Origin of the sequence: Erwinia aphidicola, from assembly GCF_024169515.1 — a bacterium.
Taxonomy (GTDB): Bacteria; Pseudomonadota; Gammaproteobacteria; order Enterobacterales; family Enterobacteriaceae; genus Erwinia; species Erwinia aphidicola.
The window spans coordinates 148177-173753 of sequence record NZ_JAMKCQ010000001.1 but is presented as its reverse complement, the minus strand read 5'-3'; the positions used below and the strand labels follow the sequence as shown (position 1 = coordinate 173753).

Here is a 25577-nt window from a genome sequence, read left to right as displayed (position 1 = left end):
ATCGAAAGCGGGAATTGAGTGAAGATGTAAAAGACGCAATATGGATCAACGGGTGTAACGACATGGTATCCCTCCTGGATTTCCTCTCAATCTGAGTGGGAAAAGTATCACGCGCGGCTAATTAATGAACAGGCATTAATTGCGCTAATGCCGACAGTAATCACAAGAGGGGGTTAACAACGCTGAGATTTCAGCATGAAACATTATTGATTAGATATCATCAGACTGGCCAGGTATTCTGGCCAGTCAATTAACTTATTTAACCCGCCGTCATCACGCGGTCATCAATATACTTACGCTTGTCCGGCGGTGGGGGGAAATACTGATACAGCCAGGTTTCGCTCAGCGTCTCATCTTTGGTGCGCAGGAACAGGCGCATATTCACCGGTGCGGTGGAGTCGCTGTCAGGATACCAGTCAAACAGGATGCGGTAGCCGTCGATAGGCTCGACGTAGAGGATCTCAACCTGCTTGAGGGTGCCGCCACTGACGTTGATCACCGGCTCGATCCCTTTCGGGGCCGCCGCTTTCAGATCGCCACCCACGAAGTCGACCGCAAAACGGCGCGCCCAGACGTCGGGATAGTGTTCGCCCGGCGCCCAGCCTTCCGGGAAGCCGCCCATTCCGGTGCGCGTCGCATTCACCCGTGACAGACCGCTACGAACCGGCGGCAGGCCGCTCCAGTAAAGTTTGTAGGAGAAGCTGTGTTCGCTGCCCGCTTTGATGGCGTCCGCCGGCTGCCAGAAGCAGACGATATTATCCAGCGTTTCACCCGTAGTCGGGATCTCCATCAGGTTAATCGCCCCTTTGCCCCACTTGCCGACCGGCTCAACCCACAGGCTCGGGCGCTTGTTGTACCAGCCAATCACGTCCTGATAATCCTGGAAGTCATGATTAAGCTGTAACATGCCGAAACCGCGCGGGTTTTCGTCCTGATAAGCGTTAAAGGTCAGGCGCTGCGGGTTGTTCAGCGGGCGGCAGATCCACTCACCGCTACCGGTCCACATCGCCAGGCGGTCGGAGTCGTGAATTTGCGGATGGATGGTGTCGCACATGCGGCGTTCGTTATTGCCGCAGCTAAACATGGTCGTCATGGGAGAGATACCCAGCTGCTGAATATCTTTACGCGCATAAATGTGGTTTTCCACTTCCATCACCACGCGTTTCTCTTCGCAGTGGATGGTGAATTTAAATGCGCCGGTGCAGCTTGGGCCATCCAGCAGGGTATACATCACAAACGTGGTGTCGTCTGCTTTTGGCGTTTCGAACCAGAAGGCAGTGAAGTCCGGGAACTCTTCTTTGCTGGTAAAGGTATCGATCGCTACGCCGCGTGCCGACAGCCCGTACTGGTAGGTTTCATCTACCGCGCGGAAATAGCTGGCGCCAAGGAACGAAACGATGTCGCGTTTTGCCAGTTCCGGTTTTTTAAACGCGCGGAAACCGGCAAAGCCGAGGTCGTTTTTGCCTTCCAGCTGCTGAGTATCCACGTGGGCATTGTTGTAGTTGAACAGCTCCGGGCGGAAGTGGATTTCACGCGCCTCACGGCTGGCGCCGTCAACGGAGAACATGCGGATACGGCGTTTAAAGCCCATGCCCACATGGAAGAACTGAACGTCGAGCTGACGATTGTCAATGCCGTTCCACAGCGAGTGGTTTGCATCGTACTGGATTTCGTTATAGGCCTGCGGAGTCAGCGTTGCCAGCGTTTCCGGCAGCGGGGCCGGAGCGCCGCCATAGGCCTGTTTTGCCATGCCGGCAGCCATTTTTTTCAGGACGTCAAAGTCAAAACGCTTAGCGGTTCCGTCGGCAATCCCATCTTCCGCCCAGGCAGCCTGGGAGAATAACGCGGAGAGTCCTGACATCCCACTTACGGTAGCGAATGCCATTGACGCTTTCATAAACATTCTTCGATTCATGCCGGAAATAATTTCCTCAGGTGAACGGAGTTTGTAGTGACTGTCGTGCGTTTGCACGCATTCGCTTGGCCGGATTTAGCCCGGTTACAGGGAGTTACGACAGCGAGCCGGGTTGATAATTCAGTTCACGCAAAATTTATCAGATAAATCTAACTGCCGCAGTGATTTCCCGTGTTTATTCGTTGGTTTACCGCGCCTGAAGCACAAATACACGCGCCTTATGGCAACCTTCTGCGCGATTCTCAGCGCATTCCTGGTCGCTTTAGCCAGGCAGAGCGGCAAATACTGTCTATAGTTATCAACGTATGTTATTCGCCCAAGGAGAATGGAAATGGCAACAACAACTGAACCACATGAAACTCGACTGGATGACGACCTGGCGTTACTGACTGAAACGCTGGAACAAGTACTGAAATCATCGGGCGACCCGGCAGACCAGAAATACATGGAGCTGAAAGCGAAAGCGGAAAAATCACTGAATGAAGTGAAATCCCGCGTCAGCAACGCGTCTGATACCTACTATGTGCGCGCTAAGCAGGCTGTCACGCGCGCCGACGAGTATGTGCATGATAAACCGTGGCAGGGTATTGGCGTCGGTGCCACCCTTGGCCTGGTCGTCGGGCTGCTGTTGGCTCGACGCTAAGCGTTAATTGCTCGTGATTCAGGCGCCGCTTCGGCGCCTGTTTTCATTCTGCCCCACTGAGATCAATATTCCCCGTTTTTCCCTTCATTAAAATGTGCGCCTGGCCCGTTTACTGCCGAGGTTCCCTTGCCGTTCGTCCGTGCGCTGCATCAACTGCGTGACCAGCTTATTGAGATTTCGAGTGATGCCCCCGGCGCGCTGCAGCTACGCGTCTCTCTGTCAGGGGAGGTCGACGCGCTGGCGTGGCTGGGTAGCCAGCGCTGCTGGCCGCAGTTTTACTGGCAGTCGCGCTGCGGGCAGAGCACCTTAATGGCGCTTGGGGCGCGGGATGTTTGCCGCTCGATGGATCGGGCGACCGCACGACTTCACGCACTCCCGCCGCACTGGCAGCTGGTCGGGGCGAACGCCGTCGATGGCGACAGCTACCTGTTTCTGCCGATCCTCAGCCTGCGACAGGACGACAGCGGGCAGTGGCTGAGCCTTCACTTACTCAGCGAGACCTCCCTGTATCAGGAAGCCCGGCGCCTGCTGGCTTGGCTCGACGGCCTGCTGCCGTCACAGCCGCTGCCACCGTTACCCCGCGCAATCAGCGTCAATACGCAGCCGGATAAATCCGGCTGGTGCCAGCAGGTTGAGCGCGCCCTGCAGGCCATTCGCGCTGGCGAACTGGATAAGGTCGTGCTGGCCCGCGCCAGTGATTTCACCTGCGCGCAGCCGCTCTCAGCTGCAGCGCTGCTGGCCGCCAGTCAGCAGATCAACCCGCGCTGTTATCACTTTATGCTGGCCACCGCCGAAGATCGGGCACTGGCAGGCTCCAGCCCGGAAAGATTATATGCCCGGCATGGCACGGAACTGTGGAGCGAAGCCCTGGCGGGTACCGCCGATATTGCTGAGGCTGGCCTGCTGACCGACGGTAAAAATCAGTGGGAAAACCAGCTGGTGGTTGAGGATATCCGCCAGCGGCTGGCCGATGAGGTGACGGCGCTCGACGTCGCGGCTGCGGAACTGCTGCCGCTGCGTCACCTGCAGCACCTGCGGCGCAGCATTCACGCCACGCTGCGCCACAGCGATGACGCACGCTGCGTGTCCCGCCTGCAGCCGAGCGCCGCCGTCTATGGCTTACCGCGCCGCGCGGCCGCTGCGTTCATTCATCAGCATCAGTCATTTCAGCGCGGCTGGTACAGCGGGTCAATTGGCTATCTCTCCCTGCACCACAGTGAGTTCGCGGTGGTGCTGCGCTGTGCCGAAGTACGGGGAAATCAGGCGCGGCTGTATGCCGGAGCGGGCATTGTCAGCGGCTCCGATGCGCAGCGGGAGTGGCAGGAAGTTGAGCATAAGGCAGCGACGCTTGGCTGCTTATTCAGTGGTGAAAACCCGGCGTAATACGGGTTCAAATCAAAAAGGGCGCAGAACAGCTGCTTATAATAGCAGCAGGGTTTTTGATGCGGAGTGGCTATGCAGCAAACGAGGTCGCAGGGGAGTTCACAGGCAGCGTTTAATCGCTGCTGGGCAGAGGTGCTGCTGGAGACGCTCACGCGCCACGGCATCCACCACGTCTGCATTGCACCCGGTTCACGCTCGGCGCCGCTGGCGCTGGCCGCCGCGGCAAACCAAAAGCTGGTGTGCCACACCCATTTTGACGAGCGCGGGCTGGGCTTTCTGGCGCTGGGTCTGGCGAAATCAACCCGCCAGGCGGTGGCGATTATTGTCACCTCCGGCACGGCGGTGGCGAACCTGCATCCGGCGGTGGTGGAAGCGCAGCTGACCGGAGAAAAACTGGTCATTATCAGCGCCGACCGCCCGCCAGAATTGATCCACTGCGGCGCCAATCAGGCGACCGAACAGCCTGGCCTGTTTGCATCTCACCTCGCAGGCTCCCTCAATTTGCCGCGCCCGACGGCGGAGATCCCGGCGCGTTGGCTGGTTAGCGCGCTGGATACGCTGCTGGCAAACCCGCGTCACGGTCCGGTTCATATTAACTGTCCGTTTGCCGAGCCGCTGTACGCTGAGCAGAGCGATGATTTCCCTGGCTGGCAGCAGGCGCTGGGCGACTGGTGGCAGAGCCGGGATCCCTGGCTGCATTACGCTCGCACTGTGAATATCCCGACCGAAGCCGACTGGTTGTTCTGGCGGCAGAAGCGTGGCGTGGTGATTGCGGGAAGAATGACGGCGGCCGAGGGCGTGCTGGTGGGGCAGTGGGCCGCAGAGCTGGGCTGGCCGCTGCTGGGTGATGTGATTGCGCAATGTGGGCAACCATTACCGGCCGCCGCGCTGTGGCTGGCACATCCCGATGCACAGCGGGCGCTGGATGCCGCGCAGATTGTGCTGCAGTTTGGCAGCAGCCTGACCGGGAAAAACCTGCTCGGCTACCAGGCCAACTGCCGGGCGCAGAGCTACTGGCATGTTGATCCTCTGCCCGGCCAGCGTAACCCGGCATGCCCGCGCGGGCGGCGGATGGAAGTGCAGATCGATCGCTGGTTACAGCACCATCCGGCCCAGCCGCGCCAGCCCTGGTGCCCGCAGCTTGATGCGCTGGCGCAGCGCACCCGGCGCTATCTTCATCAGCATCTGCACCACTTCGGCGAGGCGCAGCTGGCGCATCGTCTGCCCGAACTGCTGCCGGAAAAAGGCGCGCTGTTTCTCGGTAACAGCCTGTCGATCCGGCTGGTGGATGCCTTTGCCTCGCTGCCGGCCGGATATCCGGTGTACTGCAATCGCGGTGCCAGCGGTATTGATGGCCTGCTGGCGACGGCGGCGGGCACCCAGCGCGGCAACGGCCAGCCGCTGCTGGTGCTGCTGGGCGACCTCTCCACGCTGTACGATCTTAACAGCCTGGCGCTGCTGCTGCAGGCCCCGGCTCCGGTGGTGATCCTGGTGGTCAACAATCAGGGAGGGCAGATCTTCTCGCTGCTGCCGACGCCGCCTGCGCAGCGCGCTTCGCTGTTTGCCCTGCCGCCGCAGGCGGACTTCAGCCATGCGGCGGCGCTGTTTGGTCTGCAGTTCCAGCGCGTGGCCAGCTGGCTGGCGCTGCAACAGGCGGTGCAGCAGGGCTTTAACGGCGGCGTCACGCTGGTCGAAGTGGTGGTCAATGGCGATGACGGCGCGCAAACCCTGGCCTGCTGCGCCAGAGAAGTGGTGACCCTGTGATGCTCCATGCGCACTGGCAGGGGCATCATCACAGCACGCGCCCGGTGCTGGTCTGGCTGCACGGTTTTCTCGGCAGCGCGCAGGAGTGGCAGCCGGTACAGCGCTATTTCAGCCACTGGCCGCTGCTCAGCGTTGATCTCCCCGGGCATGGTGGTTCGCGCGCGCAAAGCGTTAACGGCTTTGATGAGCTGTCGCAGCGGCTTAACGCCACCCTGGATTATCACCAGGTTAAGCGCTACTGGCTGATTGGCTATTCGCTCGGCGGGCGGCTGGCGCTTTACCACGCCTGCCGCCATGCCGGGAAGGGACTGATGGGGTTACTGGTCGAAGCCGGACATTTTGGCCTCGCTTCGCCCTCAGAGCGCGCGACCCGCAGGGAGCACGATCTCTGCTGGGCGCAGCGCTTTCGCCAGCAGCCGCTGGAGCAGGCGCTGTGCCAGTGGTATCAGCAGCCGGTCTTTGCCGAGCTGACCCCGATTGAGCGCCAGCGCCTGGTGGCTCGCCGCCTGGATAATCGCGGTGAAGGGCTGGCCGCGATGCTGGAGGCCACGTCGCTGTCGGCGCAGCCGTGGCTCCTGCCGGAGCTACGGCAGAAAAGTTTCCCGTTCCGCTATCTGTGCGGTGAGTGGGATCAAAAATTCCTGCAGCTGGCGCTTCAGGCCGCGCTGCCCCCGGCGGTGATCCCCGCTGCCGGCCACAACTCTCACCTGGCGAACCCGCTGGCTTTTGCCCATCAGCTCGCTCGCGTGCTCAATTATCATTAAGGAACTTCGATGATCTACCCCGATGAAAGCCTGCTGACGGCACCCGTCGAATGGCACGACTGCGCAGCGGACTACCGCGATATCCGCTATCACAAGTCGAGCGACGGCATAGCAAAAATTACCCTTAACCGCCCGGAGGTGCGCAACGCTTTTCGCCCGTTGACCATTAGCGAAATTCAGCAGGCGCTGGATAACGCGCGGCGCGACCCGGCGGTCGGCGTGATTATCCTCACCGGCGAGGGCGAACTGGCGTTTTGCGCGGGCGGCGATCAGAAAATCCGCGGCGATTACGGCGGTTATCAGGATGATGCCGGGGTGCATCACCTCAACGTGCTCGACCTGCAGCGCCAGATCCGCACCTGCCCGAAGCCGGTGGTGGCAATGGTAGCCGGCTATGCCGTCGGCGGGGGGCACGTACTGCATATGATGTGCGATCTGACTATCGCAGCGGATAACGCACAGTTTGGTCAGACCGGCCCGAAGGTCGGTTCATTCGACGGCGGCTGGGGCGCAGCCTATATGGCGCGCATTGTCGGGCAGAAGAGAGCGCGGGAAATCTGGTTCCTGTGCCGCATGTACAGCGCACCGCAGGCACTGGCGATGGGGCTGGTGAACACCGTCGTCCCGCTGGCGCAGCTGGAGCAGGAAACCGTGCGCTGGTGCCGCGAAATGTTGCAGAACAGCCCGATGGCGCTGCGCTGCCTGAAAGCGGCGCTCAATGCCGATTGTGACGGCCAGGCCGGGCTGCAGGAGCTGGCGGGCAACGCCACCATGCTGTTCTACATGACCGAAGAGGGGCAGGAGGGGCGCAACGCCTTCAATGAAAAACGCTCGCCCGATTTCAGCCACTTCCGGCGCAATCCCTGATGCGTGCGGTCGCACTGTATCGCTATCAGATCCCGCTGGAAGCGGGGGTCGTGCTGCGCCATCAGCGGTTAACAGCGCGCCAGGGCCTGCTGATCCAGCTGCGTGACCAACGCGGTGAGGGCTGGGGTGAGATTGCGCCGCTGCCAGAGTTCAGCGTGGAAACGCCCGCGCAGGCAGAGCAGGCCTGCCGTGCCTGGCTGGCGGCATGGCGCGCCGGTTCTCATCCCGCAGAGAGCGATCTGCCTTCCGTCGCATTTGGCATCAGCTGTGCGCTTGCCGAGCTGGATGGCACGCTGCCCACCGCAGGCGAGTATCGTACCGCCTTACTGTGCAGCGGCGACCCGGATGAGCTGTTCCAGCGGCTGCGCCAGCTGCCGCAGCCGCTGGCAAAAATGAAAGTTGGGCTGTATGAAGCGGTGCGCGACGGGATGCAGGCCAACCTGCTGCTGGAGGCGCTACCTAACCTGACGCTGCGGCTGGACGCGAACCGCAGCTGGAGCCTGGAAAAAGCGCTGCAGTTTGCCCGCTACGTCTCACCCGAGCTGCGCGGGCGCATCGCCTTTATCGAAGAGCCGTGCCGCAACATGGCGGAAAGCCTCGCATTTGCCCAGCAAACATCCATCGCTGTTGCCTGGGATGAGAGCCTGCGCGAGGGGCCGCTGGCAGCAGCACCGGGCGTCAGCGCGGTGGTGATCAAACCAACGCTGACCGGCAGCATTCAGCGCGTGCAGCAGCAGGTGGCATGGGCCAAATCACAGGGATTAACCGCGGTAATCAGCAGCGCGCTGGAGTCGAGCCTCGGTCTGACCCAGCTGGCACGGCTGGCACACTGGCTCACGCCGGGCATCATCCCGGGGCTCGACACGCTGCAGCTGATGCAGCAGCAGCTGTTGCGCTGCTGGCCCGGCAGTGCGCTACCCGTGGCGGTGCCCGTGACCGACAGGGAGGTTTTAACATGTCTGTGGCAGCACTGACTGACTGGCCGTGGCGTCACTGGGCGCGCAGATGCCCGCAGGCGCAGGCCATCGATGCGGGTGACGTCACGCTCAACTGGCAGCAGCTGGAGCAGGAAATTGTCCAGCACGCTCAGGGGTTTCGCCAGCAGGGCGTGCAGCCGGGTAACCTGGTGATACTGCGCAGTGCCAACAGTCTGCAGGCGGTCGTGAGCTGGCTAAGCCTGCTCGCCTGCGGCGCCCGGGTGCTGGCGCTTAATCCCCAGCTGCCGGACAGCCAGCTGGAAATGCTGTTACCCAACCTCCGCGCCGATTTCAGCGTCGGCAGCGCAGGCGCTGGCTGCCTGAACCCGCCTGCGCTGCTGCACCTGCGGCGCGCAGGCCATGTTATTCACCCCTGGCAGCCGGCAGCGCTGGCAACCCTGACGCTGACCTCGGGTTCCTGCGGGTTGCCAAAAGCCGCAGCGCACACGATTGCGGCCCATCTGCACAGTGCTGCAGCGGTGATCGCACTGATGGAGTTCAGCGCGCGCGACCGCTGGCTGCTGTCGCTGCCGCTGTTTCACGTTTCCGGATTGGGCATTCTCTGGCGCTGGCTGGTCAGCGGGGCGACATTAACGCTGGTGGACAGTGCCGGGTTTAGCGCCGCGCTGGCGCGCAGCAGTTTCGCTTCGCTGGTGCCAACCCAACTGTGGCGACTGCTGCGCCAGCCGGAGCGCCCGGCAATGCTGCGCTCGGTGCTGCTGGGAGGCGCAGCTATCGCCAGCGAGCTGGTGCAGCGGGCGGAGGCAGCGGGCATCCGCTGCTTCTGCGGGTATGGCATGACGGAAAGCGCCTCGACCGTCAGCGCCAAACGTGCAGACGACCGTCCGGGCGTCGGGAAGCCGCTCGACGGGCAGGAGGTCAGGATTATCAACGGTGAGATCTGGCTACGCTCGCCCACGCTGGCGCTCGGTTACTGGCAGCAGGGTCAGCTGCGTCCGCTGACGGATGCCGACGGCTGGCTGCACAGCGGCGATCTCGGTGCGTGGCGCCTGGATGAACTCTGCGTTCTTGGCCGGCGGGATAACCTGTTTTTTTGTGGCGCAGAAGCCGTGCAGCCGGAAGTGATTGAGCGCCTGCTGCTGCGGCATCCGCAGGTGACGCAGGCAGTCGTGGTCGCGCTGGAAGATGATGAATACGGCAGCCGGCCGGTGGCGCTGGTGAATGACGGGGTGGCAATGGCACCGTTGGCCGCATGGGCGCTGCCGCAGCTGGCTGCCTGGCAGCGCCCGGTTAAGTGGTATACGCTGCCAGCGCTCGGCTGCGGTGGCATCAAGCCATCGCGCCGCCGGCTGATGCAGTGGGTGGCGCAGCAGCAGCAGCAGGAAATTGACGTTGTGTTTCCGCAAAGGGCTTCCTAGACTGTGTTCCATAACTGTGCGTGAGTTTGGCACTGCGACGGCACCACGACCAGTTACGGGACACAGTCCACCGTGTTATGCCCTGAGTACACCGGAGAACAACATGATAAGAGTGGAAATGCTCGCAACCGGCGATGAAGTGCTGCACGGCCAGATCGTCGATACCAACGCGGCCTGGCTGGCGACAGTGCTGTTTGAACACGGTTTACCGATGACCAGCCGCCAGACGGTGGGCGACAGCCTGCAGGAACTGGTCACGGTGCTGACCGAACGCAGCAAAGTGGCTGACGTGCTGATCGTCAACGGCGGTCTTGGCCCGACCAGCGACGATTTGAGCGCGCTGGCCGCCGCGACCGCCGCCGGTGTGGCGCTAAAAATTCACCCCGAGTGGCTGGCTAAAATGGAAGCTTTCTTCGCCAGCCGCGGCAAGGCGATGGCCGCCAGCAACCGTAAGCAGGCGGAGATCCCGGAAGGGGCCGAGATGATCGACAATCCGGTCGGCACCGCCTGCGGTTTCGCCATGCAGCTTAACCGCTGCTGGATCTTCTTCACCCCCGGCGTCCCTTCCGAATATAAAGTGATGGTGATGGACCAGATCCTGCCGCGCCTGAAAGCCCGTTATCAGCTGCCAGAGCCGCCGGTCTGCCTGCGCATGACCACTTTTGGCCGTGGCGAGAGCGATCTGGCATCCGACATTGAACCGCTGCCGCTGCCGGAAGGCGTGGTGATGGGCTATCGCGCCTCGATGCCGATTATCGAACTGAAGCTGAACGGCCCGGCGGAAAAACTGCCGGAAATGGAGCAGTTCTGGCAGCAGGTGCGCGAGATAGCGGGCGACAGCGTGATTTTTGAAGGATTTGAGACCTTACCGCAGCAGCTGGCGCGCCGTCTGCAGGCGCGCAACCTTACGCTGGCCGTCAGCGAACAGTTCAGCGCCGGGCTGCTGCAGTGGCAGCTGATCTCCGCCGGCGCCGCGCTGGCCGCGGGCAACATATTGCCGAATCAGGCCGAGCCGCTGCAGAACATGGCCGAGCGTGCGCGCCAGCTGGCAGCCAGCAGCGGTTCCGCTGTGGCGCTGCTGGTGGGCGGCATTGAGGACGATCGTTTAGGCTTTGCGCTGCACACGCCGGATGGCACCTTTGCCCAGAAGGTGAAGTTCAACGTCAACCGTCACGATCTGAAGGCACGGCAGGATATGGTGGCCATGCTGGCGATGAATATGCTGCGCCGCTGGCTGAACGGTCAGTCCGTCAGCACCGGGCATGGCTGGATAGATGTGGTGGAAACGTTATAAGATTTGGGCGTTTCAATACGGGCTGACCGAAAAAGAAGGTCAGCCCCTACGCCAGATCGTGTAGGGGTCGGGCATGCCCGACCCGTTCTACAGCTCGATCTCAATATCACCCTCGGCCTTACAGCAGCATGGCAAAATCTCACCCTGCTGCACAAAGGCCAGCGGTTTCGCGCTGTAGCTCACTTCCCCTTTCAACAGGCGCATCCGGCAGGAGCCGCAGTAGCCTTCGCGGCACTGATACTCCACGCAGACGCGGTGCGATTCCAGCGCAGCCAGCAGGGAAGGGTGTTCATCATGGCATTCAAGCTGCGCACCGGTGGTGCGCAGCGTAATGGTAGAGCGTGCCATCAGAATTACAGTTCGAAGTCGCTGAGGTCGTCGGCGTTGACTTCAGAGTCGATCTGTCCGACCAGGTAAGAGCTGACTTCCACTTCCTGCGGAGCAACCTGCACGTTATCGGACACCAGCCACGAGTTGATCCACGGGATCGGGTTCGAGCGGGTTTTAAACGGCAGATCCAGACCAACAGCGTTCATACGGATGTTGGTGATGTACTCAATGTACTGCCACAGAATATCCTTGTTCAGGCCAATCATTGAACCGCCGCTGAACAGATACTCCGCCCACTCTTTCTCCTGCTCGGCAGCCAGCACGAACAGATCGTAGCACTCCTGACGGCACTCTTTAGCAATCTCGGCCATTTCCGGATCGTCTTCCCCACTGCGCAGCAGGTTCAGCATATGCTGAGTGCCGGTCAGGTGCAGAGCTTCATCGCGGGCGATCAGCTTAATGATTTTGGCATTGCCTTCCATCAGTTCGCGCTCGGCAAAGGCGAAAGAGCAGGCGAAGCTGACGTAAAAGCGGATCGCTTCCAGCGCGTTGACGCTCATCAGGCAGATATAGAGCTGCTTTTTCAGCGCGCGCAGGCTGACGGTCACGGTTTTGCCCGCCACCTGGTGCGTGCCTTCACCCAGCAGATGCCAGTAGTTGGTCATTTCGATCAGATCGTCGTAGTAGCCAGAGATATCTTTGGCGCGTGACAGGATCTGCTCGTTGGTGACGATATCGTCAAAGACCAGCGCCGGGTCGTTAACGATATTACGAATAATATGGGTGTACGAACGCGAGTGGATAGTCTCAGAGAACGCCCAGGTTTCAATCCAGGTTTCCAGTTCCGGGATCGAGATCAGCGGCAGCAGCGCCACGTTCGGGCTGCGTCCCTGAATGGAGTCCAGCAGAGTCTGATACTTCAGGTTGCTGATAAAGATGTGTTTTTCGTGCTCTGGCAGCGCCTGATAGTCAATACGATCGCGCGAGACGTCCACTTCCTCCGGGCGCCAGAAGAAAGAGAGCTGCTTTTCGATCAGCTTTTCAAAGATGTCATATTTCTGCTGGTCGAAACGCGCCACGTTTACCGGCTGTCCGAAGAACATCGGTTCTAACAGTTGGTTATTTTTATTCTGCGAAAATGTGGTGTAAGCCATGATTCAGTCCAAATGCTTCAGGGTCGGGCATGCCCGACCCCTACAGAGTCAATGTTGCGCATAGGGGCCAGGCATGCCTGACCCACCGTTATCAGATTTTGCAGGCGCCGCTTTCACAGCCGTCATCCTGAATCGATGGCGCCAGATCTTCCTGCGTATCTTCCGCACCGTCACGGGTGTTTTGGTAGTAAAGCGTTTTCACGCCAAACTTATAGGCAGTCAGCAGGTCTTTCAGCAGCTGCTTCATCGGCACCTTACCGTTGGCGAAGCGCGTCGGGTCGTAGTTGGTGTTGGATGAAATTGCCTGGTCGATAAATTTCTGCATCAGGCCGACCAGCTGCAGGTAACCGTCGTTATTTGGCATATCCCACAGCAGTTCGTAGTTATCTTTCAGGCGCTCATACTCTGGCACCACCTGACGCAGAATGCCGTCTTTCGACGCTTTAATGCTGATATGACCGCGCGGTGGTTCAATACCGTTGGTGGCGTTCGAGATCTGGGAAGAGGTCTCAGACGGCATCAGGGCAGAGAGCGTAGAGTTGCGCAGGCCGTGGGTTTTCACCGATTCACGCAGCGCTTCCCAGTCCAGCAGCAGCGGCGTATCACAGATCGCATCCAGGTCCTTCTTATAGGTGTCGATCGGCATAATACCCTGCGCATAGGTGGTTTCGTTAAACCACGGGCAGGCACCCTGTTCGATAGCCAGATCGTTAGAGGCTTTCAGCAACCAGTACTGAATGGCTTCAAAGGTCTGGTGCGTCAGGACATTAGCGCTGCCGTCGGAGTAACGCACGCCGTTCTTCGCCAGGTAGTAAGCGTAGTTGATCACGCCAATACCCAGAGTACGGCGGCCCATTGCGCCACGCTGCGCGGCCGGGATTGGGTAGTCCTGGTAGTCGAGCAGGGCATCCAGCGCACGCACCGCCAGGGTTGCCAGCTCCTGCAGATCGTCCAGGCTCTCAATCGCGCCGAGGTTAAACGCCGACAGCGTACAGAGCGCGATTTCGCCATTTTCGTCGTTAACATCCAGCAGCGGTTTGGTCGGCAGTGCGATCTCCAGGCACAGGTTAGACTGGCGCACTGGCGCGATTGCCGGGTCAAACGGGCTGTGGGTGTTGCAGTGGTCAACGTTCTGAATGTAGATACGGCCGGTAGAGGCGCGTTCCTGCATCATCAGCGAGAACAGATCCACCGCCTTCACGCGCTGCTTGCGGATGCTGTCGTCTTTCTCGTATTTGGTGTACAGGCGCTCAAACTCATCCTGATCGGCGAAGAACGCGTCATACAGGCCAGGCACGTCGGACGGGCTGAACAGAGTAATTTCTTCACCCTTCAGCAGGCGCTGATACATCAGCTTGTTCAGCTGCACGCCGTAGTCCATATGACGCACGCGGTTGCCTTCAACGCCGCGGTTGTTCTTCAGCACCAGCAGGCTTTCCACTTCCAGATGCCACATTGGGTAGAACAGGGTCGCTGCACCGCCGCGCACGCCGCCCTGAGAGCAGGACTTCACCGCGGTCTGGAAGTGCTTATAGAACGGAATGCAGCCGGTGTGGAATGCTTCACCGCCGCGGATCGGGCTGCCCAGCGCACGGATGCGACCGGCGTTAATGCCAATACCGGCACGCTGAGAAACGTACTTCACAATCGCGCTGGAGGTGGCGTTAATGGAATCAAGGCTGTCGCCGCACTCAATCAGTACGCAGGAGCTGAACTGGCGCGTCGGGGTGCGCACGCCGGACATAATTGGCGTCGGCAGCGAAATCTTAAAGGTGGAGATCGCATCGTAGAAACGCTTGACGTAATCAAGACGGGTTTCACGCGGGTAGCCAGAGAACAGGCAGGCGGCCACGAGGATATACAGGAACTGCGCGCTCTCGTAGATCTCACCGCTGACGCGGTTCTGCACCAGGTATTTACCTTCCAGCTGCTTGACTGCCGCATAGGAGAAGTTCATGTCGCGCCAGTGGTCGATAAAGCCGTCCATCTGCTCGAACTCTTCCGCGCTGTAATCTTCCAGCAGGTGAGGGTCATATTTGCCCATATCGACCATGCGTTTGACCTGCTCGATCAGCTTCGGCGGCTCGAACTGGCCGTAGGCTTTTTTACGCAGGTGGAAGATGGCCAGGCGGGCGGCCATGTACTGGTAATCAGGTGCATCACGCGAGATCAGGTCAGCGGCAGACTTGATCACCGTTTCATGAATGTCGGAGGTGCGAATACCTTCGTAGAACTGGATGTGTGAACGCAGTTCAACCTGCGAAACGGAGACGTTTTGCAGACCTTCGGCAGCCCAGTCGAGAACACGGTGGATTTTATCGAGATCGATGCGTTCGGTGCGGCCGTCGCGTTTGGTTACAAGCAGACTCTGATTCATGTCGCGTTTTACCTGTCCTTAACAAATAATCCCCACGTTTATACACAGCTTGCTCGTTGTGAGTAACTCTGTGGATAAACACTATATATAGGGGGTGAGGGAAGACTGACTAACAATATGGTGAGTATTCTAGTAATTTCCGCGTGCTTAACAAGGCTTGATTTTCAGGTGAAACTACTGTCGCAGGGTGGGTATTTTTCCTAAGTCCACGTTTCTCAAGGCCCACAGTCGATGTCAATGGTTTGAGAAATTTTTTAGAAATTTGATCGAGCGCGGGTTTCTTGTTCATCCCCGATATTTCCTGAATTTCTTTGCTGAAAAATGCGGCGTATTGAGACGCCTCACAGCAATAATTGTCGTGATGGGGTAACCCTAACTCAGCCGTGATGACAGTTGTAAGACGAAAAAGATCTGGCAGGGGTGGAGTGGTATCCACCCCCTGATGGGTCAGTCAATTGCGCGGTGCGTGTGAACCATGTAGTTCACATCAACGCCAGGGGCCAGCTTGAAGTGGTTGGTCAGCGGGTTGTAGTGCAGGCCAATGATATGGCGCTCGCGCAGTGGGGTTTCGTCAACCCAGTTCAGCAGTTCGCCGGGGCGGATGAATTTTTTGATGTCGTGCGTTCCGCGCGGCACCATGCGCAGCACGTACTCAGCGCCGATAATCGCCATCAGCCAGGCTTTGCTGTTGCGGTTCAGCGTAGAGAAGAACACTTCGCCGCCGGGTTTCACCAGCCTGGCGCAGGCGTGAACCACAGAGCGCGGGTCCGGCACGTGCTCCAGCATCTCCATACAGGTCACCACGTCATACTGCCCGGCGAACTGTTCGGCGTGCTCTTCAACCGTTTGCTGCACGTAATCAATGGTTACACCGCTTTCCAGCGCGTGCAGACGGGCGACCTGTAACGGCTCCGCGCCCATGTCCAGCCCGGTGACGTTAGCACCTTCACGTGCCATGCTCTCCGCCAGGATGCCGCCGCCGCAGCCGACGTCGAGGATCTTTTTACCAAACAGCCCGTCGCAGTGCTGAGCAATCCAGCCGAGGCGCAGGGGGTTGATCCGGTGCAGCGGCTTAAATTCGCCATCCAGGTCCCACCAGCGTGTTGCTACTGCTTCAAATTTGGCGATCTCGCCGCGATCTACGTTCTGCGCGCCCGCGTTTTGTTCTGCTTTCATTGGGGTATGACTCCGGCCAAAGTTTGCCGCAGTATACAAGTTTCCCGCCCCTGACAGCCAGGGTTGTTGCCTGCGCTAAAAACAGAATGCAATAAAGCGGCCAAAGCGATGCTTTCCATTCAACACATGCCCGCGATGTGATATACTTTCGCACCTTTGAATCCGGGAATAAGACAGAAGGAAAGCGCGTCCATGAGCGACCTCGCCCGCGAAATTACACCGGTCAATATCGAAGAAGAGCTAAAGAACTCTTATCTGGATTATGCAATGTCGGTCATCGTTGGCCGTGCGCTGCCAGATGTCCGTGATGGTTTAAAGCCGGTTCACCGCCGTGTGCTTTACGCTATGAACGTGCTCGGTAACGACTGGAACAAAGCCTATAAAAAATCCGCCCGTGTTGTCGGCGACGTCATCGGTAAATATCACCCGCATGGTGATACCGCCGTGTACGACACCATCGTGCGTATGGCGCAGCCATTCTCGCTGCGCTACATGCTGGTCGATGGCCAGGGTAACTTCGGTTCCGTCGACGGCGACTCGGCTGCGGCGATGCGTTATACCGAAGTGCGCATGTCCAAAATTGCTCACGAACTGCTGGCGGATCTTGAAAAAGAGACCGTCGACTTTGTGCCAAACTACGACGGCACCGAGCAGATCCCAGAAGTGATGCCAACCCGCGTACCTAACCTGCTGGTTAACGGTGCTTCGGGGATTGCAGTCGGTATGGCGACCAACATTCCGCCGCACAACCTGACCGAAGTGATCAACGGCTGTCTGGCGTATATCGACGATGAGAACATCACCGTTGAAGGCCTGATGGAGCACATCCCAGGCCCGGACTTCCCCACCGCTGCTATCATCAACGGTCGTCGCGGCATCGAAGAAGCTTATCGTACCGGTCGCGGCAAAATTTACATCCGCGCCCGTGGCGAAGTGGAAGTGGATGCCAAGACCGGCCGTGAAACTATCATCGTGCATGAAATTCCTTATCAGGTGAACAAAGCGCGCCTGATCGAGAAAATCGCCGAGCTGGTGAAAGAGAAGCGTCTGGAAGGCATCAGCGCCCTGCGCGATGAGTCTGACAAAGACGGTATGCGCATCGTCATCGAAGTGAAGCGCGATGCCGTGGGCGAAGTGGTGTTAAACAACCTCTACTCGCTGACGCAGCTGCAAACCTCTTTCGGCATCAACATGGTGGCACTGCATCAGGGCCAGCCGAAGATTATGCCGCTGAAGGATATTCTGGAAGCCTTCGTGCGTCACCGTCGTGAAGTGATCACCCGCCGTACCATCTTCGAACTGCGCAAAGCGCGCGACCGTGCTCATATCCTTGAAGCACTGGCCGTGGCCTTGGCAAACATCGATCCGATTATCGAGCTGATCCGCCAGGCTGCGACCCCAGCCGAAGCAAAAGCGGGCCTGATTGCCCGTCCATGGCTGCTGGGCAACGTTTCTGCGATGCTGGAACGTGCCGGTGACAACGCCGCCCGCCCTGAGTGGCTGGAAGAGCAGTACGGTATTCGTGACGGCCAGTACTACCTGACCGAGCAGCAGGCGCAGGCTATCCTGGATTTACGCCTGCAGAAACTGACCGGCCTTGAGCATGAAAAACTGCTCGACGAGTATAAAGATCTGCTGGCGCAGATTGCCGAGCTGCTGCGCATTCTGGGCAGTTCAGAGCGCCTGATGGAAGTGATCCGTGAAGAGCTGGAGCTGATCCGCGATCAGTTCGGCGACGCGCGTCGTACCGAGATCACCGCCAACAGCGCCGATATCAACATCGAAGACCTGATCAACCAGGAAGACGTTGTGGTGACCCTGTCGCACCAGGGCTACGTGAAGTATCAGCCACTGACTGATTACGAAGCGCAGCGCCGCGGCGGTAAGGGTAAATCGGCAGCGCGTATTAAAGAAGAAGACTTTATTGACCGCCTGCTGGTGGCCAACACCCATGACACCATCCTCTGCTTCTCAAGCCGTGGTCGTCTCTACTGGATGAAGGTCTACCAGCTGCCGGAAGCGAGCCGCGGTGCGCGTGGGCGTCCAATCGTCAACCTGCTGCCGCTGGAAGCGAATGAACGTATTACCGCGATCCTGCCGGTGCGTGAATACGCCGAGGGCTGGAACATCTTTATGGCGACCGCCAGCGGTACCGTGAAGAAAACCGCGCTGACCGAGTTCAGCCGTCCGCGCAGCGCCGGTATTATTGCCGTCAACCTGCGTGACGACGACGAACTGATCGGCGTGGCCCTGACTAACGGCACGGATGAAACCATGCTGTTCTCTGCCGCCGGTAAAGTGGTGCGCTTCGCTGAAAGCGCTGTGCGTGCCATGGGCCGTACCGCCTCAGGCGTGCGCGGTATCAAGCTGGCAGAAGGTGACCGCGTGGTTTCCCTGATTGTGCCGCGTGATGACGGCGCCATCCTGACGGTGACGCAGAACGGTTACGGTAAGCGTACCGCCAACAGCGAATACCCGACCAAGTCGCGTGCGACTCAGGGGGTGATCTCGATTAAAGTCACCGAGCGTAACGGACCGGTTATCGGTGCGGTACAGGTGGTCGACAGCGATCAGATCATGATGATCACCGATGCCGGTACGCTGGTGCGTACCCGCGTTTCTGAAGTGAGTGTGGTCGGGCGTAACACCCAGGGTGTGATCCTGATCCGTACCGCGGAAGATGAAAACGTGGTTGGCCTGCAGCGCGTGGCCGAGCCGGTAGCGGAAGAAGAGCTCGATGCTATCGACGGCAGCGTGGCGGAAGGCGATGATGATATCGCACCTGAAGTCGACAATGACGATGAAGCGCCAGAGGCCGACGACGAGTAATCGTTAAGCCCTGATGAAAAAGCCGGTTCAGCTGAACCGGCTTTTTTTTGCCTGAAATCTGGGGATCTGGAAGACGCTACGCAGGATGCAGCGCCAAATCTGACCAGCAGAGCAGAGAGTGATACAACCCGCGGGTACCCAAAAGGAGAGGTGGCCATGGATATTACTGTTAAGGCGTTCTCATCACCGCTATTAGCCAACGCGCTGAGTTATCTGGTTTCGGTTAAAAAGTCAGGGGGTAGAAACAATGAATATGTTGTTGAGATAAAAAGATTACCAACGATGATCCATAACTGCTTTGGTTGTTACTGGTCTGGTTATTACCTACAGAATTGCTGTTGGTTGGTTGATTTTTATCCATATGACGCGCTATTCTCGTCGGAACCTGGTGCCCGCTACAGAGTCGACCGCCGTATGGCATTTAGCTACAGTGAGTTGATACGGTTTTTGGCAGAAGGGGTCGGCCAGGCGGTGGAGAGTTTTCTTCAGCATCAGCTTGTAGCCTCTCTTCTGGCTATGCCAATCCATCCGGCATTAGGGAAAATGTACGATAGATTGCTGCGGCGTCATGCCGCTGAAAAAGGATTTATCTATAATCAGACGTGGTTGCAGGAGGCAGTATATGTCATTGAAAAAAAGTAGTGCTATGGATATGAGCATCATAGCCACCTCAAAGCGGCGGGAAGCGATCGGCGCAGCGATGGACCAGATGTTTCTGGAAAGCAGTGCGAGGATACGCCAAATCCTGCTCGAGTATGGATCGCTGGAGCCTTTCCTTGGCCCCGACCTCTCTGCCAAACCTGAACTCAAATCGAAACGCTGAGTTCACTCCATATTGAAACTCCCGCTGCTCAGCTGCGCTGAATAAACGCGCTGACGGCGGTAATTGTCTGCTGATGTACCTCCTCACGCTTTTCCCGCGATGTTTCGCAAATAAATGCTTCCCCCTCCTCTGCCAGAATCGCTTGTGCCGCTGGCTGACATTGCGGCAGGAAGTCAAAGTGCCCGGCCTGTGGCAGGTGCAACAGCGGTAGCGGCAACCTATCCACCCCCAAATTAATCTCCGGCTGCGCGCGGATATAATAGCCCGCGGCAATCACCAGCAGTGGAAGGGTAATGGAATGCAGGCTGGCGGGAGTGAAAACATCGCTCATTGCCGGGTCGATAGCGACGACAAACTTCACTCGCGGGTCACGATAGCTGGCCGCCAGCGTGGCCGCCGATCGCTGTGCCAGCGGCAGGTGCCCGCGCTGATAAAACTGGCAGTCCGGCATCTGCGGTTTGCTGCGGCAGTAATCAACCAGCCGTGCCTGTGTTATCCGCGCCCCGGCCAGTGCCAGCACGCTGTAACCGCCCTTTGAATGCCCGATAGCACCAATCCTGTTGGCGTCAATGGCAGGCCGCCATCTGGCGTCATCAAGATAGTGGGTGATTAAAAACGACAGGTCGCGCGTCTGCAGCGTGAGGTCGGTATCGGGGCTGGAATCGCCGGTGGTGCTGCCCGGGTGATTAGCGGCAATCACAATGGCCCCTTGCGCCGCCAGCGGCACGGCCAGCCAGGCCAGGCTGCTGTTATTACCGCCGCTGCCGTGGCTCAGCACAATCAGGGGAAACTGACCTGCAGCAGGCTGAGCCTGTTCTGACGCATAAAATCCAGAGAACACCGGGCTTGCTGCCTGCAACCTGGCCGCCCGATGGCTATCGCTGGGGTAGAAAATACGGACATTGAGCGTGCGCTTCAGGGCAGGATTACTGAGCGTTTCCTGCTGTGTAGCAACGGAATAGCTCCAGCTCGAGAAACTGATTAGCATCAGTGAAAACAGAAAAATCAGGCGCATCTTATTTACTCCTCGCGTATAAAAGTCACATTATCAGAACTTTACAGGCGCCTGGCGTCCTCGATCGCGATTGAGTCCTATGCTAATACCGATAAATTTTCTCCTTAGCTTTGCCTGCCTGCTGCTGCTGGTGCAGAAACGTCAGGCTGGCGCGTTCTTCCGTCTGCTGCTGCTGGTTTTCCTGCTGCACACGGTGGTTGCCGGTTTGGGGGCACTGCCGCAGTTTAATCAGCTGCGCATAATACAGCCGCTGACGGCAGTCGCGCTGCCGCTGTTTTGCTATCTGGCACTGTGCCAGGCCACCGGGCAGAGGCTGCATCTTGCGCTTAGCGTGCTGGCGCTACTGTTAATGGCGGGCAGTATCCTGTGGCTACCGCAGGCGATTGATGGGCTGATGGCAGTCATCTGGATGAGTAGCGCAGCAGCGATGCTGATAACATTGCGTCAGGGCAGGGACACTTTCTGCCAGCTGCCGCTGGAGAGCAGTGGCCTGAGCGTGAATGGCTGGCGTCTGCTGGCCGTCTTGCTAATCGCGGTCGCGCTGATCGACATCAGCGTTGCGGGGCTGCTGGAATACAGGGCGGGCAGCGGGGTTCAGCTATTAACAGCCTGCGGTAATTTACTGGTTTGCCTGCTGGTGGCCCTGACGCTACTGCTGACGCCTGCCACCGCCAGCACGGCGGTAAAATCGCGCAAAGTGAAAGAGGGCGACGCCGCCGTGCTCGAGCGCATCGATGAGCTGATGCGTAGCGGTATTCATCGCGAGACCGGACTGAACCTCGAGCAGCTGGCGCGTAAATCAGGAATTCCGAGTCGTCAGGTCTCCGCCGCCATCAATGCACTCCACCGCCAGAGCGTATCGCAATATGTTAACAGTTGGCGAATTGCTGAAGCCTGCGAGCACCTTTGCCGCAGTCAGAGTACGATCATTGAGATCATGGAAAACGTCGGTTTCCAGACCAAATCAAACTTTAATCGCGAGTTTCTGCGCATTACCGGCAAAACCCCCTCGCAGTGGCGTAAAGAGTCCGGGGAACAAAGCAGAATTAGCTGAAATAGAGCGGGGGCGGGGCGGGGATAACTGGCTTTTTCAGCAGGTGAACGCTACTGTATCGGCACTCTGTTTATCACTGCTGATGGCTGCGTGGGTCCCGTTTGAAATATCTTGTCTCTTTCCGTACAACGTTAAAAATCTCGCGCTACCTGTTCCGTGCGCTGGCGCTGATGCTGTGGATGCTGGGTGCCTTGCTGACAACGTTCTACATTATTAACGTCCTGCACGAGAGAGAGTCCCAGGTTCGCCAGGAGTTTAATACCAGCTATGACCAGACTCAGTGGTACGTGCGTCACTCCGCAGACGTGACGCGCGAGCTGAAGTTTATTGCTGAAAACCGCCTGAATACCTCCTCCAGCGGGCTTGATGTGCTGAACGGCGTGTTTCCCGGTAAGAGTACGCTGCCGCAGTTCTACCCGCTTTATGCCGATTCAGACTGTAGTGCGATGAGCAACACCTGGCGTAATTCGCTGGAATCGCTCAGCTATTTCCTCAATTACTGGAAAGTGAACTTTGCCTCGGCCTATGAGCTGAACCGGGTATTTTTCGTCGGTGGCGAGAGCCAGTGCCTGGCGGACTTCGGGGTGGGGAATGCTTCCGTCGACCGTGAGCGAGCGCTGAAATCGCTGCATGAACGCATCCTGAAGTACCGCAGCGGCAACGAAGAGGAGCGCAAAAATAGCCTGTTCTGGGTGTCGCCAACCGCGCAGCCGGGGGTCGGCTATTACTATATGATCACCCCGGTTTATGTGGCGAATAAGGTTGCGGCGCTGCTCGGTATTGAGCAGAGCATTCGTATGGAGGACTTTATCACCCCGGGCAACCTGCCGGTGGCGGTGACGCTGGTCGATCAGAACAACCAGCGGGTGCTCTCTTCGTCCCGCGGCGCGCTGGCCTTTTCCGCCGACGATCTCCCTGATGACGCCAGCTGGTTTGGCTATGTTGCCGGGTACAAACAGCTGGTGATGAAAAAAGAGCTGCCGCCTTCGTCCCTGAGCGTGGTGTACTCGGTGCCGACCAGCGCGATGATTGAGCCGCTAAAAATGCTGCTGATCAACGCCATCCTGCTGAATATTATCAGCGCGATTATCCTGTTTACCCTCGCCTGGCTGTTCGAGCGCCGCATGTTTCTCCCCGCCGAGGATAATGCACACCGGCTGGAAGAGCATGAGCAGTTCAACCGCAAAATTGTCGCTTCGGCGCCGGTCGGGATCTGCATTCTGCGCACCAGCGACGGCACCAATATTCTGAGTAACGAGCTGGCGCACAACTACCTCACCATGCTGACCCAGGAAGACCGGCTGCGTCTGACCGAGATTATCTGCGGACAGCAGGTTAACTTTGTCGACGTGCTGACCGGAAGCAATACCAACCTGCAAATCAGCTTTGTGCATTCACGCTACCGCAATGAAAACGTGGCGATCTGCGTGCTGGTGGATGTCAGCGCGCGCGTGAAGATGGAAGAGTCGCTGCAGGAGATGGCGCAGGCCGCAGAGCAGGCCAGCCAGTCGAAATCGATGTTCCTCGCCACCGTCAGCCACGAGCTACGCACCCCGCTGTACGGCATTATTGGTAACCTCGACCTGCTGCAAACCAAAACCTTACCGAAAGGCGTGGAGTCGCTGGTGACGGCGATGAACAACTCCTCCAGCCTGCTGCTGAAAATCATCAGTGATATCCTCGATTTCTCGAAAATCGAGTCTGAGCAGTTGAAGATTGAGCCGCGTGAGTTTTCCCCGCGTGAGGTGATAGCGCATATCACCTCCAACTATCTGGCGATGGTGGTGAAAAAGCGTCTGACGCTGTGGTGCTTTATCGACAGCGACGTGCCGGTGACGCTGGACGGCGATCCGATGCGTTTGCAGCAGGTGATCTCCAACCTGCTGAGTAATTCCATCAAGTTTACCCATACCGGCGGCATCGTTCTGCACGCCTACGTCAAGGATGGTTACCTGGCGTTCCGCGTGCGCGACAGCGGCGTGGGGATCCCGGCGAAGGAGCTGACCCGATTGTTTGACCCGTTCTTCCAGGTCGGCAGCGGCGTGCAGCGGAATTTCCAGGGAACCGGACTCGGGCTGGCGATCTGTGAGAAGCTGATCAACATGATGGACGGCGATATTGAGGTGGACTCCGAGCCGGGGATGGGCAGCCAGTTTATTATTCGTATACCGCTCTACAACAGCCGGGTGATGACCCCCGAGCTGCATGATGGCTTGCAGGATAAACAGTGCTGGCTGGCGGTGCGTAACGATCAGCTGGCGGAATTCCTCGACAAAATGCTGCGTGGTCATGGCATCCAGGTGCGGCGCTACGAGGGTGAGGCTGAAGCGGAGGACGTGATTATCTGCGATTACGACTGCCAGCCGGAACAGAACGTGCGCGCTGTGATACGCTTCGACAATCGTCATAATGACGGACCGCGCGAAGTGCTGCCGGGGCGCTGGCTGTGCGCCACGACCACGCCGCACGAGCTGCCGGTGCTGCTTGGGCGCATTTATCGCGTGGAAGTCGCGATGCCGGAAGGATTACCGGCCACGCTGGTTGAGCAGGAGAGCGGCGTCAGCAATGACGATATCCTGATTCTGGTGGTTGATGACCATCCGATCAACCGCATGCTGCTGTCAGATCAGCTCGGCTCGCTGGGTTACCGCGTCAAAACGGCGCAGGACGGTATTGATGCCCTCAATGTACTGAGCCGCAGCGAGATTGATATTGTGCTGACCGATGTCAATATGCCGAATATGGATGGCTACCGTCTGACGCAGCGCCTGCGCGAGCTGGGGCAAACTTTCCCGGTGGTCGGCGTGACCGCGAATGCGCTGGCCGAAGAGAAGCAGCGTTGTATTGAGGCCGGAATGGATAACTGCCTGTCGAAGCCGGTGACGATGGATACGTTGCAGCAGGCGCTGGCGTTTTATGCGGAGCGGGTGAGAAAGGGCAGGGGTAGCGTTTAAGTATTAAGGGCTGACCGGAAAAGAAGGTCAGCCCCTACAAATTCCCATGTAGGGGTCGGCCATTTTTCCGGTCGACCCGTTACAGATTCCCTCGCAGGGGGCGGCCATTTTTCCGGTCGACCCGTTACACATTCCCTCGCAGGGGGCGGCCATTTTTCCGGTCGACCCGTTACACATTCCCTCGTAGGGGTCGACCATTTTTTCCGGTCGACCCGCCAGGTGAATATTGGCTTAATCTACGGAAGGAGACATGCTCACTGAAGAGAGATAATTCAGCAGGGCAATATCGTTATCAACACCCAGTTTCATCATCGCTGATTTCTTCTGGCTACTGATGGTTTTAATACTGCGGTTCAGCTTCTTGGCAATTTCAGTCACCAGGAAACCTTCAGCAAACAGGCGTAATACTTCGCTCTCTTTCGGCGACAGACGTTTGTCACCGTAGCCACCCGCGCTGATTTTCTCCAGCAGTTTTGCCACGCTATCCGGAGTATATTTCTTACCCTTCTGCAAGGCTGCCAGCGCTTTCGGCAGGTCGGTTGGTGCACCCTGCTTCAGGACAATCCCTTCGATATCCAGGTCCAGTACCGCGCTCAGGATCGCCGGGTTATTGTTCATGGTCAGAACAATAATCGACAGGTCGGGATAGTGACGCTTGATGTATTTAATCAGCGTAATACCGTCGCCATATTTCTCACCTGGCATAGAAAGGTCGGTGATCAGCACGTTCGCATCAAGCTTAGGCAGGCTGTTAACTAAGGCCGTGGAGTCTTCAAATTCGCCTACAACGTTGACCCATTCAATCTGCTCAAGCGACTTACGAATGCCGAACAGAACAATAGGATGGTCGTCGGCAATAATGACATTCAGGTTATTCAT

General features: G+C 58.4%; 20 protein-coding genes. 13 read left to right on the top strand and 7 right to left on the bottom strand.

Annotated elements, in window-relative coordinates:
• Positions 1-259: 259 nt before the first annotated feature.
• Positions 260-1915, bottom strand: coding sequence for a glucan biosynthesis protein D (locus tag J2Y91_RS00660; protein ID WP_133623210.1), 1656 nt, complete (start codon positions 1913-1915; stop codon positions 260-262).
• A 331-nt stretch (positions 1916-2246) separates the two neighbouring features.
• Here J2Y91_RS00660 and elaB point away from each other — a divergent pair, with 331 nt between their 5' ends.
• The 8 genes from elaB to J2Y91_RS00620 all read left to right on the top strand — a co-directional run bounded on the left by elaB (position 2247) and on the right by J2Y91_RS00620 (position 10986).
• Positions 2247-2558 (top strand): stress response protein ElaB, encoded by a 312-nt coding sequence (elaB, locus tag J2Y91_RS00655; protein ID WP_048915462.1) that lies wholly within the window; start codon positions 2247-2249, stop codon positions 2556-2558.
• 126 nt (positions 2559-2684) lie between these two features.
• Positions 2685-3941: an isochorismate synthase gene (locus J2Y91_RS00650; protein WP_133623211.1), complete on the top strand. Its 1257-nt coding sequence runs from the start codon at positions 2685-2687 to the stop codon at positions 3939-3941.
• Between the two features lie 72 nt (positions 3942-4013).
• Positions 4014-5705 carry a 2-succinyl-5-enolpyruvyl-6-hydroxy-3-cyclohexene-1-carboxylic-acid synthase gene (gene menD, locus J2Y91_RS00645; RefSeq protein ID WP_253536801.1) on the top strand — a complete coding sequence of 564 codons (1692 nt, stop codon included), beginning with the start codon at positions 4014-4016 and terminating at the stop codon, positions 5703-5705.
• Positions 5705-6469 carry a 2-succinyl-6-hydroxy-2,4-cyclohexadiene-1-carboxylate synthase gene (gene menH / locus J2Y91_RS00640; protein ID WP_099754609.1) on the top strand — a complete coding sequence of 255 codons (765 nt, stop codon included), beginning with the start codon at positions 5705-5707 and terminating at the stop codon, positions 6467-6469. Before menD ends, menH begins: the two co-directional genes overlap by 1 nt.
• Positions 6470-6478: 9 nt before the next feature.
• A complete protein-coding gene (gene menB, locus J2Y91_RS00635; protein ID WP_133623213.1) occupies positions 6479-7336 on the top strand; it encodes a 1,4-dihydroxy-2-naphthoyl-CoA synthase in 858 nt (285 codons plus the stop codon).
• Positions 7336-8310 (top strand): o-succinylbenzoate synthase, encoded by a 975-nt coding sequence (gene menC / locus J2Y91_RS00630; protein ID WP_253536799.1) that lies wholly within the window; start codon positions 7336-7338, stop codon positions 8308-8310. Before menB ends, menC begins: the two co-directional genes overlap by 1 nt.
• The gene (gene menE / locus J2Y91_RS00625; protein ID WP_253539413.1) at positions 8298-9692 is read left to right on the top strand and encodes an o-succinylbenzoate--CoA ligase; all 1395 of its coding nucleotides are present in this window, start codon (positions 8298-8300) and stop codon (positions 9690-9692) included. Before menC ends, menE begins: the two co-directional genes overlap by 13 nt.
• Positions 9693-9795: 103 nt before the next feature.
• Entirely contained in the window at positions 9796-10986 is a 1191-nt protein-coding gene (locus tag J2Y91_RS00620; RefSeq protein ID WP_048915469.1) for a nicotinamide mononucleotide deamidase-related protein YfaY, read from the top strand.
• 87 nt (positions 10987-11073) lie between these two features.
• On the opposite strand, the gene yfaE is transcribed toward J2Y91_RS00620, so the two are convergent.
• From yfaE to ubiG, 4 genes are all read right to left on the bottom strand, one after another.
• Complete coding sequence (yfaE, locus tag J2Y91_RS00615; protein WP_048915470.1) at positions 11074-11334, bottom strand: class I ribonucleotide reductase maintenance protein YfaE; 261 nt, start codon at positions 11332-11334, stop codon at positions 11074-11076.
• Positions 11335-11339: 5 nt separating this feature from the next.
• Positions 11340-12470, bottom strand: a complete 1131-nt coding sequence (gene nrdB / locus J2Y91_RS00610) for a class Ia ribonucleoside-diphosphate reductase subunit beta (RefSeq protein ID WP_048915471.1) — start codon at positions 12468-12470, stop codon at positions 11340-11342.
• Between the two features lie 91 nt (positions 12471-12561).
• Positions 12562-14847 (bottom strand): class 1a ribonucleoside-diphosphate reductase subunit alpha, encoded by a 2286-nt coding sequence (nrdA, locus tag J2Y91_RS00605; protein WP_048915472.1) that lies wholly within the window; start codon positions 14845-14847, stop codon positions 12562-12564.
• Positions 14848-15294: 447 nt separating this feature from the next.
• The gene (ubiG, locus tag J2Y91_RS00600) at positions 15295-16023 is read right to left on the bottom strand and encodes a bifunctional 2-polyprenyl-6-hydroxyphenol methylase/3-demethylubiquinol 3-O-methyltransferase UbiG (protein ID WP_048915473.1); all 729 of its coding nucleotides are present in this window, start codon (positions 16021-16023) and stop codon (positions 15295-15297) included.
• 192 nt (positions 16024-16215) lie between these two features.
• Between ubiG and gyrA the strand changes: the two genes are divergently transcribed.
• The 3 genes from gyrA to J2Y91_RS00585 all read left to right on the top strand — a co-directional run bounded on the left by gyrA (position 16216) and on the right by J2Y91_RS00585 (position 19675).
• The gene (gene gyrA / locus J2Y91_RS00595) at positions 16216-18852 is read left to right on the top strand and encodes a DNA topoisomerase (ATP-hydrolyzing) subunit A (protein WP_048915474.1); all 2637 of its coding nucleotides are present in this window, start codon (positions 16216-16218) and stop codon (positions 18850-18852) included.
• A gap of 156 nt (positions 18853-19008) precedes the next feature.
• Positions 19009-19494, top strand: coding sequence for a hypothetical protein (locus J2Y91_RS00590; RefSeq protein ID WP_133623217.1), 486 nt, complete (start codon positions 19009-19011; stop codon positions 19492-19494).
• Entirely contained in the window at positions 19475-19675 is a 201-nt protein-coding gene (locus J2Y91_RS00585) for a hypothetical protein (RefSeq protein WP_133623218.1), read from the top strand. Before J2Y91_RS00590 ends, J2Y91_RS00585 begins: the two co-directional genes overlap by 20 nt.
• Positions 19676-19703: 28 nt before the next feature.
• Here J2Y91_RS00585 and J2Y91_RS00580 read toward each other — a convergent pair whose 3' ends face one another.
• Positions 19704-20690, bottom strand: a complete 987-nt coding sequence (locus tag J2Y91_RS00580) for an alpha/beta hydrolase family protein (RefSeq protein WP_133623219.1) — start codon at positions 20688-20690, stop codon at positions 19704-19706.
• A 79-nt stretch (positions 20691-20769) separates the two neighbouring features.
• On the opposite strand from J2Y91_RS00580, the gene J2Y91_RS00575 reads away from it, so the two are divergent.
• Positions 20770-21744 (top strand): helix-turn-helix domain-containing protein, encoded by a 975-nt coding sequence (locus J2Y91_RS00575; protein WP_048915477.1) that lies wholly within the window; start codon positions 20770-20772, stop codon positions 21742-21744.
• Between the two features lie 101 nt (positions 21745-21845).
• Positions 21846-24698 (top strand): two-component system sensor histidine kinase RcsC, encoded by a 2853-nt coding sequence (gene rcsC / locus J2Y91_RS00570; protein ID WP_133623220.1) that lies wholly within the window; start codon positions 21846-21848, stop codon positions 24696-24698.
• Positions 24699-24929: 231 nt separating this feature from the next.
• Here the strand turns inward: rcsC and rcsB are convergent, their stop codons facing one another.
• Positions 24930-25577 carry a response regulator transcription factor RcsB gene (rcsB, locus tag J2Y91_RS00565; RefSeq protein WP_048915479.1) on the bottom strand — a complete coding sequence of 216 codons (648 nt, stop codon included), beginning with the start codon at positions 25575-25577 and terminating at the stop codon, positions 24930-24932.

What these genes read in the sequence shown, in the direction of transcription:
- J2Y91_RS00660 (WP_133623210.1), bottom strand. Translation starts at nt 1,915, where the DNA reads ATGAATCGAAGAATGTTTATGAAAGCGTCAATGGCATTCGCTACCGTA.
- elaB (WP_048915462.1), top strand. Translation starts at nt 2,247, where the DNA reads ATGGCAACAACAACTGAACCACATGAAACTCGACTGGATGACGACCTG.
- menD (WP_253536801.1), top strand. Translation starts at nt 4,014, where the DNA reads ATGCAGCAAACGAGGTCGCAGGGGAGTTCACAGGCAGCGTTTAATCGC.
- menH (WP_099754609.1), top strand. Translation starts at nt 5,705, where the DNA reads ATGCTCCATGCGCACTGGCAGGGGCATCATCACAGCACGCGCCCGGTG.
- menB (WP_133623213.1), top strand. Translation starts at nt 6,479, where the DNA reads ATGATCTACCCCGATGAAAGCCTGCTGACGGCACCCGTCGAATGGCAC.
- menC (WP_253536799.1), top strand. Translation starts at nt 7,336, where the DNA reads ATGCGTGCGGTCGCACTGTATCGCTATCAGATCCCGCTGGAAGCGGGG.
- J2Y91_RS00620 (WP_048915469.1), top strand. Translation starts at nt 9,796, where the DNA reads ATGATAAGAGTGGAAATGCTCGCAACCGGCGATGAAGTGCTGCACGGC.
- yfaE (WP_048915470.1), bottom strand. Translation starts at nt 11,334, where the DNA reads ATGGCACGCTCTACCATTACGCTGCGCACCACCGGTGCGCAGCTTGAA.
- nrdB (WP_048915471.1), bottom strand. Translation starts at nt 12,470, where the DNA reads ATGGCTTACACCACATTTTCGCAGAATAAAAATAACCAACTGTTAGAA.
- nrdA (WP_048915472.1), bottom strand. Translation starts at nt 14,847, where the DNA reads ATGAATCAGAGTCTGCTTGTAACCAAACGCGACGGCCGCACCGAACGC.
- ubiG (WP_048915473.1), bottom strand. Translation starts at nt 16,023, where the DNA reads ATGAAAGCAGAACAAAACGCGGGCGCGCAGAACGTAGATCGCGGCGAG.
- gyrA (WP_048915474.1), top strand. Translation starts at nt 16,216, where the DNA reads ATGAGCGACCTCGCCCGCGAAATTACACCGGTCAATATCGAAGAAGAG.
- J2Y91_RS00590 (WP_133623217.1), top strand. Translation starts at nt 19,009, where the DNA reads ATGGATATTACTGTTAAGGCGTTCTCATCACCGCTATTAGCCAACGCG.
- J2Y91_RS00585 (WP_133623218.1), top strand. Translation starts at nt 19,475, where the DNA reads ATGTCATTGAAAAAAAGTAGTGCTATGGATATGAGCATCATAGCCACC.
- J2Y91_RS00580 (WP_133623219.1), bottom strand. Translation starts at nt 20,690, where the DNA reads ATGCGCCTGATTTTTCTGTTTTCACTGATGCTAATCAGTTTCTCGAGC.
- J2Y91_RS00575 (WP_048915477.1), top strand. Translation starts at nt 20,770, where the DNA reads ATGCTAATACCGATAAATTTTCTCCTTAGCTTTGCCTGCCTGCTGCTG.
- rcsB (WP_048915479.1), bottom strand. Translation starts at nt 25,577, where the DNA reads ATGAATAACCTGAATGTCATTATTGCCGACGACCATCCTATTGTTCTG.